The 11,764-nt window shown below is 58.9% G+C and carries 6 protein-coding genes and 1 tRNA gene; 5 read left to right on the forward strand and 2 right to left on the reverse strand.

Going from position 1 to position 11,764, the window contains the following annotated elements; translation table 11 throughout:
- The 3 genes from HUV26_RS11940 to HUV26_RS11950 form a co-directional block, all read left to right on the forward strand.
- The coding region (locus tag HUV26_RS11940; protein ID WP_174410380.1) for a tandem-95 repeat protein at positions 1 to 5,104 on the forward strand (5,104 nt) is incomplete at its 5' end.
- Positions 5,105 to 5,254: 150 nt separating this feature from the next.
- Positions 5,255 to 6,643, forward strand: coding sequence for a TolC family outer membrane protein (locus tag HUV26_RS11945; protein WP_174410381.1), 1,389 nt, complete (start codon positions 5,255 to 5,257; stop codon positions 6,641 to 6,643).
- Between the two features lie 324 nt (positions 6,644 to 6,967).
- A complete protein-coding gene (locus tag HUV26_RS11950) occupies positions 6,968 to 7,852 on the forward strand; it encodes an NAD(P)-dependent oxidoreductase (protein ID WP_174410382.1) in 885 nt (294 codons plus the stop codon).
- Positions 7,853 to 7,983: 131 nt separating this feature from the next.
- On the opposite strand, the gene HUV26_RS11955 is transcribed toward HUV26_RS11950, so the two are convergent.
- Positions 7,984 to 8,070 (reverse strand) — tRNA-Leu (locus HUV26_RS11955).
- 464 nt (positions 8,071 to 8,534) lie between these two features.
- Between HUV26_RS11955 and HUV26_RS11960 the strand changes: the two genes are divergently transcribed.
- Together HUV26_RS11960 and HUV26_RS11965 are read left to right on the forward strand one after the other, a co-directional pair.
- Positions 8,535 to 9,479, forward strand: coding sequence for a bifunctional riboflavin kinase/FAD synthetase (locus HUV26_RS11960; RefSeq protein ID WP_174410383.1), 945 nt, complete (start codon positions 8,535 to 8,537; stop codon positions 9,477 to 9,479).
- A 36-nt stretch (positions 9,480 to 9,515) separates the two neighbouring features.
- Entirely contained in the window at positions 9,516 to 11,330 is a 1,815-nt protein-coding gene (locus HUV26_RS11965) for a chloride channel protein (protein WP_174410384.1), read from the forward strand.
- 57 nt (positions 11,331 to 11,387) lie between these two features.
- On the opposite strand, the gene HUV26_RS11970 is transcribed toward HUV26_RS11965, so the two are convergent.
- Positions 11,388 to 11,753 carry a hypothetical protein gene (locus tag HUV26_RS11970; RefSeq protein ID WP_174410385.1) on the reverse strand — a complete coding sequence of 122 codons (366 nt, stop codon included), beginning with the start codon at positions 11,751 to 11,753 and terminating at the stop codon, positions 11,388 to 11,390.
- Between the last annotated feature and the right edge of the window lie 11 nt (positions 11,754 to 11,764).

Genomic DNA, 11,764 nt, shown 5'->3' on the forward strand with positions numbered 1-11,764 from the left:
CAGCTTTACCATTACGGTGACGGGTACCAACGATGCGCCCGTTGCCAAGGCGGCCACGCTGCTGGTGGAAGAAGGCTTTGTGCCGGACGGTGAGGAGCATGTAGCCGGCAAGCTGGAAGCCACGGACGTGGATGGCGATGAGCTGGCCTATTCGCTGATGAGCGCGGCCCCTGCGGGCTTTACGCTGAACCCGGACGGTACCTACACCTTTGACGCCACCGACCCCGCCTATGACAGCCTGAAGGCCGGTCAGGTGAAGACCATGGTGGTGACCTACAAGGTGGAAGACGGCCACGGCGGTGAAGCCACTGCCAAGCTGACCATCAAGGTAACAGGCACCAATGACGCGCCTGTAGCCAACGCCCATGCGGATGTTGCAGCAACCGAGGACGGTGCTCTGGTCAAGGGACGGGTGACGGCTACGGACGTGGACGGCGACAGCCTCTCCTTCTCCGTGGTGGACGATGTGCCCGGCTTCACCATGCAGACCAACGGCAGCTACATCTTCGATCCCAAGGACCCCGCCTATGATTCCATTGCGCAGGGCGAGGTGCGGGACGTGGTGGTGACCTATACGGTTGATGACGGTAAGGGCGGTACGGATACGCAGACCCTGACCTTCAAGGTCTCTGGCGTGAACGATGCTCCCGTGGCGAACGATATAACCTATGCTGACGGGGCAGAGGCTCAGTTCGGCCTTACCGGCAAGTTCTACGCCTACGACAACCAGACCCATGGCGCAGATACCACATGGCAGGCTCTGAACACCGTGCTGGCGCACCTTGCCGAACACGGTTCCAGCCCGGATGCCACTTTTGTGGCTGACACGCTGAACTTTGGCCCCAAGTCCAACACGCTGAACAGCCTTGAGGAGTTGCGGGACTTTATCGGCACCAACGGGCACAGCGTTGCCGCGACAGAAGACGCCAATTTTGCCGGAGCGGATCGCGGCATCATGCAGCTTTCCGGTCAGGTGAATCTTGATGCCGGAACCTACAGGCTGAAGGTCTACTCTGACGACGGTTTCCAGATCAAGGTGGACGGGGTTGTGGTGGCGCAGTTCGTTTCGGACAGGGGTGCCGGGACAACCGTCAGCCCGGAATTCACCATTGCGGACTCCGGCTACCACTCCATTGAGATCGTCTACTGGGATCAGGGCGGCGCATATGTGCTGAACGTGGCCATTGCGGAAAAGACGGGCGCAACGTGGTCTGACTATACCGTGCTCGGGTCCACCATGCTGGTGCAGGACGGCGTAACCCCCGATCCCTTTGTGGGGCTGGAAGACAACGCCCTTGCCTTTAATGCAGCGGATATCCTTGCCCATGTGACCGATCCGGATTCCGGCGATACGGTTTCTCTGCATTCGGTGCAGCTTGCCCCCGGTTTTGAGGAAGCAGGCAGCCTTGTGTGGGATGCCGCGACAGGCAGCATCACCTTTACCCCTGCGGATAACTGGCACGGCGATGTACTGCTTACCTACACCGCCAAGGACAACAACGGCGCGGTGTCCAATACCGGCAAGCTCACCCTGCACGTGGCATCGGTGAACGATGTGCCCGTGCTGAGCGACGGCACCCTTACCGTAGACGGCGTAACCCCCACGGAAGACACTGCCTTTATGTTCACGGCGGCGGATATTATTGCCTCGCTGGACGGGTTTGACGTGGAGGACGGCACCAACCTGTCCGTCTCCTCCCTTACGCTTGCCGAAGGGCAGGGCTCCATAACCGACCTGGGGAACGGAAACTATCGGTTTGACCCGGCGCAGGACTTTAACGGCAAGGTCACGTTCAACGTTACCGTGGCTGACTCTGACGGAGCCACCGCCAGCGCCAAGGCGACCTTTACGGTTGAGGCTGTGAATGACGCCCCGGTGGCGGTTTCTGAGATTGTAGGCGTTTCCGGGCTTACCGGCAGCTTCTACGCCTTTGATAACCAGAAGCACGGCACGTGGACCTCTGCCAACGCCCTGAACATGGTGCTGGCGCATATAGCAGCTAACGAAACGCCTGACGCAACCTTCACGGTTTCGGCGCTGGATTTCGCCCCCCAGAGCGGCACCCTGAACAGCCTTGGCGAACTGCAGTCCTTCCTTGGTGCAAACGGCGGCAATGTGGTGCAGACGGGCAGCTTTGACGGGGCGGACCGGGGCATTATGCACATGTCCGGCACCGTGTATCTGGCTGCGGGCACGTACAAGATGCGCGTTTACTCCGACGACGGTTTCCAGATGTCCATTGACGGCAAGGTGGTCGGACAGTTCGTCACCGACCGTGGCGCGGGCACTACCACCTTTGAATTCACCGTGGCGGAAGACGGCTACTATCCGCTGGATATGGTTTACTGGGATCAGGGCGGAGCCTATGTGCTCAAGGTGGAGATTCAGGAGAGCGGCGCAGCCGACTGGACCGTGCTGGGCACAGCCGCAGAGGGAGAAAACTTCTCGCTGCACACCACGGGCACCACGGCACCGTTCAGCGGGCTGGAAGACACTCCGCTGACCGTCAGTGCCGCCGACCTGCTCGCCAACGACCGCGATGCGGATGGCGATGCGCTCTCGCTCACCGATGTGTCGGTAGACCCGGCGCACGGAACGGTTACGCTTGATGAGAACGGCAACATTCTCTTCACGCCTGCCAAGGATTTCTTCGGCGAAGCCGTTATCACCTACCATGTGACGGACGGGCAGGCAGTGAGCAATGCCGCCACCTTCACGGTGGTGGTGGACCGCGTTGCCAACGGCGTGACCTACATTGTGAACGATGACGAAAAGCCCAACCCGGTTTATTCCGGCGATGGTATAGCTTACGACGGCACCTACTCGTTGCCTGACGGCACAGTCACCGTGGGCGGCGACGGTAGCTCCGTTGCGGCTGGCGGTTCATGGAACACCATAAAGAGCGTGAAGGCGCAGTCCGATGCGGACTCCACCGTTACCATTTCGAACTTTGTCCGTGCGGATGTGGATCTGAGTGCGGGCGGAGCGGACGGTGACGGCGTGGGCAGCACCGTGGTGGTGGAAAACGTTAAGCGCGCAGAAGTGCAGACCGGCAGCGAAGCGGATGATGTAACCATTACCGCGTGGAGCAACCAGAACTCCGGCGGCTGGCACAGCAATATCAATGTGGAAACCGGAGCCGGTGACGACAAGATAACCCTTTCCGTTAACCCCGCGACCAAGCTCGGCGGGCAGACCGCAGCCGCAGAAACGGTGTTTAACGTGGATGCGGGCGATGGCAACGATACCATCATCCTTACAGGCGGCGGTTACAAGTCTGCCCTGCTGGAAGGCGGTGCAGGCAACGACACCATATACGGTGGTGACCTTGCGGACATTCTTGACGGTGGTTCCGGTGACGACCTGCTCTTCGGCGGTGCCGGAAACGACACCATATACGGCGGCACGGGGAATGATACCATCACCGGCGGCACGGGCAACGACTACATTGATGGCGGAGAAGGAACGGATACCGCTGTCTATGCGGGCAACCGCAGTGCCTATTCTTTTACGCGCAACAGTGACGGCTCCATTACTGTGCGGGACTTGAGGGATAACAGTCCAGATGGAACCGACACGCTTCGTAATGTTGAGTTTCTGCAATTTGGTGGGTCAGGGGGAGAAAGCGTTTCAGTGGACGAGCTCTTCAAGGAGCCCTACCAGACCGTGACCGTGAGCTATGTAAGTTCTGATGCAGGGTATAAGAATGTGGTGGGGTACTACCTTCTTGATGCGGATGGAAAGCCCTTCTCTCCCACTATACTGTGGGAGCAGGCCTCCGGAGGCGGTAACCCGCTGAGCGGTGGATCTTCCATATCGTTTGTTATTCCATCGGGTCAGCAGTACGGGTTCTTCATTGTTCCCGATGGAACACAAAATTTGAAGAATCTCAAGCTCATCGATGGCTTTGTTTTGAACGCAGACGGGAGCTATTCATTGCGCTATGTTGCCGTGAACGGGAAATTGGAAACAGCGCCTCTGGTTTTCTCAGACAGCACCTTGAACAGCGGAGAGAAGGAATGGGTTCAAGTTGACGAGGGCACCTATCGGTTTGAAGACAAGATTGAAGGGAGCGACAAGGACTTCAACGATGTTGTTTTCCGGGCTACTGTTGCCGAAGGTGGTGACTATGCCGCAACCACAGGAACCAGCGTGGTGTTAGAGAACACTAACGGCGCGGTGAGATATGGCTCGAAGGGGAGTGACACCTTTACAATACAGGGTGGTAATAACAATGATACTCTGGTGGGCGGAGATGGCGACGATAACTTTAACGCCCAAAGCGACCTGAGCACGTTTACCATTCTCATGGGATCGGGAAAAGATAGTCTTTCCGTTGTGGGCAATGCCTCTAACTCCACGCTGGATGGCGGAGCCGGAAACGATAGCTTCGTCTTCAGCAAAGAATTGAGTGACTCTAAGGTGTATGGTGGTGCCGGAGACGACACCGTTACCGTTGCGGGCAATGTCAACCAGTCCACTTTGGAAGGAGGCTCGGGGAATGACTCATTCACGTTCTCATCCACCGTGCAGGGCTCCAAAATATACGGCGGTTCTGGAGATGACGCCTTCACGTTCAACGGCAACCTGAACAATACCACTGTCGATGGCGGCGAGGGTTTTGATAAGGTCTATCTTGGCAGCTATGGCGTCCAGAACATGAGAGTTTCAAACGGCACCGTCACCTTCGGCAATGGTAATACACTGAATAACGTTGAGTCGTTGGAATTCAATGACGGCAGCAGCTACACTGTGCGTGAGAATGCGCTGTATCGTGACATTGCAGCCAGTGAAGGAAAGCTTACAGGCACGGCTGGTGCGGATATCTTCCACGTGACGGGCAGTGCTATCATTGAGGGTTTTGATGCTGGAAAAGACGTGCTGAACCTCAGCGACCTGCTTTCGGATGTAAAAGGTGAAAGCCTTTCCGGCTACCTGTCCGTATCCAAGGGCGCAGACGGCACGGTCACGCTGGGTATTGCATCGGAAGCCGGCGGAGAGGCTACGCATAGCGTCACCTTTACCGCCCCTGCGACCGGCAGTGACCTGGACAGCGTGCTTTCGGACATGCTCAATAATAACAAGGTCATCACCGACCTGTAGTCCCATACATCAACCGAGCACCCTCCCCATCTCTGCGGGAGGGTGCTTTTCTGTTGATATCTTCAACGCACAAGGCTACATACAGAAAAATCCATACGCGCGCTTCCCGCAACGCAGGGAAGCGGCGCGAGCAAATATGCAGGGGGCGGAATGTTTTTTTCTCTTTTCAGCAAACACACGAAGGAACGGCTGCGTACGGCAGCGGCAGGAAGCGCGCTGCTGGCATGTGTGGCGTTTTTTCCCGCGGCAGCTCTGGCTGATGAGGCCAGTCTTCGGGATACCGTGCTGACAACGCTCAGGCAGCACCCGCAGCTGCAGCAGTTGCAGCAGGGTAAGCAGGCGGCGGAACAGGATCACAAACAGGCTCGGGGCGGCTTCTTCCCCCGTCTGGACGCCAGCGCGCAGTACGGCACTGAGGCATACAGCGATGCTGCAACCCGCCGTGCCCAGCAGGACGGGCATTTTACCGACAGAATGGATGCCGCCCTTACCGCCACCCAGATGTTGTGGGACGGTCATGCCACCTCCAGCAGCGTGGCGGCTGCGGAAGCAGGCATGCGCCTTGCGGACAGCCAGTTTGTGGATGCCGCCGATTCGCTGGGGCTGGATGCCGTTATCGCGCATATAGGCGTGCTCCGGCAGCGGCTGCTGGTGGAACTGGCGCAGGACAACGTGGTTCAGCATCAGGACATTTTGGCCTCCATGGAGGAGCGTGAGCAACTGGGAGCCGGAAGCCTTGCAGACGTGACCCAGACGCGTGGACGTCTTGCCCGCAGCATGACGACTCTTTCTGCCACCCGCAGCGACCTGAACGTGCTGACGGCCAATTACTACCGCCTTACCGGGCAGGTGCCGCAGAATCTGGAAGAACCCGGACTGCCGGATGGCGTGCCGCACGATGTGGACGCGGCAGCGGAGAAGACGCTGGAGAACAATCCCAAGATTGTTACGCTGCTGGCGGAAGTGGACCGCGCTGTGCAGAATATTCGCCGCAACGAGGCCAACTACTATCCGGAATTCAATCTTAAGGCCTCTTCCGGCTTTACCCAGAACGCTGAATCTTCCACCACCTATACGAAGAAAGACCAGGTCATGGTCACCATGGACTGGAACCTCTTCAAGGGCGGTTCGGATGTGGCCGGGGTGCGTGCCGCACGGGCGCGCAAGTCTGCTGCGGAACTGGGACTGCGTGATACGCGCGATGCCCTGATGGAAGAAGTGCTTGCCAGCTGGAGCCTGTATGAGGCGGCCAAGGAACAGGCGGCTCTGTATGAGCAGGCGGTGGAGTTTAACCGCCAGACCCGAGACATGTACCTGCAACAGTTCACCGTGGGACAGCGCAGCCTGCTGGACGTGCTGGATGCGGAAAATGAACTCTTCAACACGCAGGGGCAGCTTATTACCGCCCGTATGAACGTGGTTGTGGGGGGATTCCGCCTGCTGGCCCTGAACGGCGACATTCTGAGCGCGCTGAACATAGACAAGAAGGATTACATGGATGCCGTGGCAGCCGCCGCGCCCGTGAAGGAATTGGAATAGAAATCGGTTTTTTTACGGAACAGCCTTTTCCATTTCAGCCCCCCGCCCCGAAAAAGGCGGGGGGCTTTTCGTGCGGCTGCCTTCGGGCATGGCGGGGTGTTCCGGCGGTTTTCCGTATCGGCGGGATGTTTGTGCCGCAGGGTTGCCATTGGCCGGACCCGTGGGATAGTATGAGGAATGGCGCGCCATGGTTTGCCCTTTGGGCTTGCGTCCCGGATTTGCCCTTCTGGCCTGCGAACCGGTTTGCCCATGGCCTTGGTGCGCGTTTCAATGCATTACCGGAAAACAAGAATACGACCGCTTTGCGGCAGAGGAGTACGCACAATGGGATTGAAGAAAATCGGTTGGATAGGTACCGGCGTCATGGGAAAATCTATGTGCGGTCACCTTATAACCGCAGGGTACCCGACAGCAGTGTATAACCGCACGCCGGAACGCGCCAAGCCGCTGGTGGACATGGGGGCCACCTACTGCGCCTCTCCTGCCGAGGTGGCTGCGGCAAGCGATATCGTCTTTACCATCGTGGGCTTTCCCGCCGATGTGGAAGAGGTCTATCTGGGCGAGAACGGCATCATCCGCAATGCCCGTCCGGGCACTGTTCTGGTGGATATGACCACCTCCAGCCCCTCTCTGGCCAGTACCATTGCCGCGCAGGCGGCGGCAGCCGGAATGCATGCGCTGGACGCCCCGGTATCCGGTGGCGACCTGGGCGCGCGCAACGCCACCCTCGCCATCATGGTGGGCGGAGAGAAGGACGTGTTTGACCGCGTTCTGCCGCTGTTCAACATCATGGGTAAGACCGTGCAGCGCATGGGACCTGCCGGGGCGGGGCAGCACACCAAGATGTGCAACCAGATACTCATTGCCGGGACGATGGTCGGCACGGTGGAATCGCTGCTGTATGCGGTGCGGGCGGGAATGGACATGGATGCCGTTATCGATGTCATAGGCAGCGGGGCGGCGAGTTCGTGGTCCATAAACAATCTGGGCCGCCGCATTGCCAAGGGGGACTACGACCCCGGCTTCTACATCAAGCACTTCATCAAGGATATGGGGATTGCGCTGCAGGAAGCCAGAGCCATGAACCTTTCGCTCCCCGGGCTTGCGCTGGTGCAGCAGCTGTATATTGCCGCGCAGGCGCAGGGGCTGGAAAATATGGGCACGCAGGGGCTGTACCGCGCCTGCCTAACCGTGAACGGCATGGAGTAACCGCAGCTTCGTGTTCTGACCGGCCTGCTTGCAGAAGCGGGCCGTGCCTGAACATATGCAGGGCGGTGACAGACAGGCAGATACGAAACGAAAAAGGCTCCGGCATGCGCCGGAGCCTTTCACTTTTTCCGTGGTGCCCAAGAGAGGACTCGAACCTCCATGAGGGAACCCTCACTAGACCCTGAACCTAGCGTGTCTACCAATTCCACCACTTGGGCACGGAACGTGCCGGGGGATTTCCCGGCAGCGAGGAGTGTGTTTATCCGCATCGCGTTTTTTTGGCAAGAACTTTTTGGGGCAGGGCAGCGTTTTCAAAAAGAACGTGCCGGGTTGTGCCTGTGCGGTTCAACCTGTATGCAGGGGGTTGCATCTGCACGGTCTTGTTGCGTCCGCATGGTTGCACGCAGGGGCAGTCTGCGATTTCCTGTCGTGGCGGGGCAGTTTGCGATTTCCTGCCGTGCTTGGCCGGGTCATGACCGTTTTGGCGTTTCATGACGCACGTCGGCACGGCGCACCGCATGACGCCTGCATCGCACGAAGGCCTGCACCGCATGAACACCTGCACCGCATGTGCGCTTGATGCTGCGGGGCTTTTGGGGTAGCAATAGTCGCCTTCACAGACGGGTTGCCCGCCGGGCAGCCCACCCATGTTCGGCACAAGAATGGAGGCCGCTGGCACCGGATGGAAATAGCACGAGAACTTCAGGAAATTACCATAGATATTTCGCGTGGCACCTCCGTCACCATTGGCAACTTTGATGGCGTGCACAACGGGCACCGCAAGCTTATACGGCGCACCATGGAAAAGGCGGCCAAGCTGGGGCTGCCCAGCGTGGTGGTGACCTTCTGCCCGCATCCGCTCAAGGTTCTGGCAGGAGTACACGCCGCCCCGCTGATAACAGACTACGAAAAGAAACTGGATCTCTTTGAGGCGCTGGGCGTGGATCTGGTGCTTATGATCAAGTTCACCAAGGAACTGGCCGCCATGGAGCCGGAATCCTTTGTGGAAGAGTATCTGGTGCACGGGCTGAACATGAAAGAGCTTGTGGTGGGGTATGATTATTCGTTCGGCAAGGGGCGCAAGGGCAACTTTGCTCTGCTTTCCGAACTGGGGAGCAAGCATGGCTACGGAACCGAGCGGCTGGACCCCGTGATCATTGACGGCGCAATTGTCAGCTCCACCCGCATACGGGATATGATACAGGCGGGCCGCGTGTGGTATGTGCGCCCGCTCATGGACAGGTTCTACGTCATACGCGGTACGGTTATTCACGGCATGAACCGGGGCGGCAGGCTGCTGGGGTTTCCCACCGCCAACATGCGGGTGCGCGATGAGCTTACTCCCATGCCGGGTGTTTACGCCACGTGGGCGGAGGTGGACGGCAAGGTTCACAAGGCGGTGACCAATATCGGCACCAATCCGACCTTCGGCAACGATGAGATTAGCGTGGAAACCTACATTATGGACTTTTCGCAGGACCTCTACGGATGGGAACTGCGGCTTAATTTTGTCACCCGCCTCCGCGACGAGAAAAAGTTCTCCGGCGTGGAGGAGCTTATGGCCCAGATACGCAAGGACGTGGACCTTGCCCGCCAGATACTGGAAACGCCCGAGGCGCAGCTTTAATCCGGCGCGCACCCGGCCAAACAGCACGGAGCATGCATGACAGGCCCATTGCGGCGGCTCTGGCGGGAATATCTTCGCCTGTACCGGAACGTCACCTATGTGCGGATGACGGTTATAGGCATTTTGGTGGGTGCGCTCACAGGCGTTGCTTCCATAGTCTTTTTCTGGGGCATAGAATATCTTTCGCACCTCGTGCAGGTACAGTGGGCCGGATACGACCTGCCTGCCCCGGCGGGCGAGAGCATGTTCCACGGGCTGCAGGGCGACGGCGTTTTCCGGCCATGGATTATTCCCCTTGCCTGTCTTGCAGTGGGACTGTTCACGGGCTGGCTGGTGGAACGTTTTCTGCCGGACTCCATTCACGGTATGACCGACGGCACGGACGCCATGATCAAGGCGTTTCACCACAACAAAGGTGTTATTAAGCCGCGCGGGCCCATCATCCGGGGCTTCACCTCCATTCTCACCATCGCGGCGGGCGGCTCTGCCGGGCGCGAAGGCCCCATTTCGCAGATAGGTGCGGGCATAGGCTCGTGGCTGGCGGGAAAGCTGGGGCTTTCTGTCAAGGAACGGCGCATTCTTATGCTTACGGGCACGGCGGGCGGGCTTGGCGCGGTGTTCCGCGCACCGCTGGGCGGCGCGCTTACGGCCATTGAGGTTATCTACAAGGAAGATTTTGAGTCGGAAGCCATTGTGCCTGCCGTTATCTCTTCTGTTGTCGCCTACTCCATTTTCACCATGGCTTTCGGCACCGAGCCCATGTTTGGCATTCCGGAGTTCTCCTTCAGCAACATCATGGAACTGCCGTTCTATGTGGTGCTTTCGCTGGCGTGCACCGTTTCCGGCTGGCTGTATGTGCGCACCTTTGTGTACATGAAGTATTCCGTGTTCGAAAAGCTGCGCGTGCGGGTGGGCATTATGTGGACCATGGCCGCGGGCGGGCTGCTCATGGGCCTTTTCGGCATGCTGTACCCCAAGGTGCTCTCCGGCGGCTACGGCTGGCTGGAACAGGCCATTCTGGGAGAGCTTACCGTGACCACCATGATTGTGGTGGTGCTGGCCAAAACTCTGGCCACCAGCATTACGCTGGGGTCGGGCATGAGCGGCGGTATGTTTGCACCTGCCCTGTTTGTGGGCGGCATGACCGGCGGTGCGGTGGGCTTTACCGCTCACAAGTTTTATCCGGATATCGTTACCCAGCCCGGCGGCTATGTGATGGTGGGCATGGCAGCGTTTTTTGCCGGGGTGGCGCACGCGCCCATAGGCCCGCTGGTCATGGTCTGCGAGCTTACGCAGGGTTACGGCTTGCTTGCGCCGCTCATGCTGGCGTCGGCGGTGTGCCTTGTGGTCAACCGCAAGGCATCGCTGTATGAGAACCAGCTGGAGAACAAGTTCGAATCACCCGCGCACATAACCGACGCGACCATCAATATTCTGGAAAAGCTGCACGTGGCCGATTTCTACCAGCGGGGGCGGGTGACCATTCTGGAAGAATCCATCACCCTGAAGGCCCTTACGGATATTATTGCCGGGACCAACGAGTTTCATTTTCCGGTCAAGAATCAGGAGGGGAGCATAACCGGCATCCTTTCGCTTAACGACGTGCGCAACCTGCTGTACGAGGAAAGCCTGTTTGAACTGGTGGTGGTGGGAGAGCTTGCCCGTGCCCCGGTGACGCTGGAAGAGGGCGATGACCTGTACACCGCCCTGCTCAAGTTCGTGGAGGCCGATCTGGGGCAGATTCCCGTGGTGCGGGAAGATAATCCCGATGAGATTCTGGGGCTTATTAACCGTACGGACGTGTTTCTCGCCTATACGGAGCATCTGAAGAAGTTGCAGGCGGAAGAGTAGTTCCGCGTCTGCAGTTTCCGGGGATTCCTGCGGGGATATGCTGCCCGTGGGCTGGGGTCAGTCGCGCGGGCGGCGGGCAGACGAGCTGCTGCGGGCTTTATTCGTTCCTCCGGCTGTTCTGCCGGTCTTCCCGTTTCCTGAGCCGGTCTTCAGGCTGCTCCGGGTACCCTTGCCCACGTTGCGCATGATGAGATACGCCGTGCCCCACGCCCCTGCCATCAGCCCCGCCAGCGCAGGCACATAGAGAAACATGTTCTCGTATATGACTGTGTTGCGCAGCACCGTGCTGCCCATGAAGAACAGCGCGGCGGCGATGATGAGTTGCAGGAGGTGGTTCACATCCTTTATGACGCGCCGCCGACGGCTGAAGACAAGGCTGCCCAGCCATACGAGCACAAAGAGGATGACGGCGAACTTGAACATGCCCTGCGCCG

Source organism: Desulfovibrio psychrotolerans (assembly GCF_013340305.1).
Lineage (GTDB): Bacteria > Desulfobacterota > Desulfovibrionia > Desulfovibrionales > Desulfovibrionaceae > Halodesulfovibrio > Halodesulfovibrio psychrotolerans.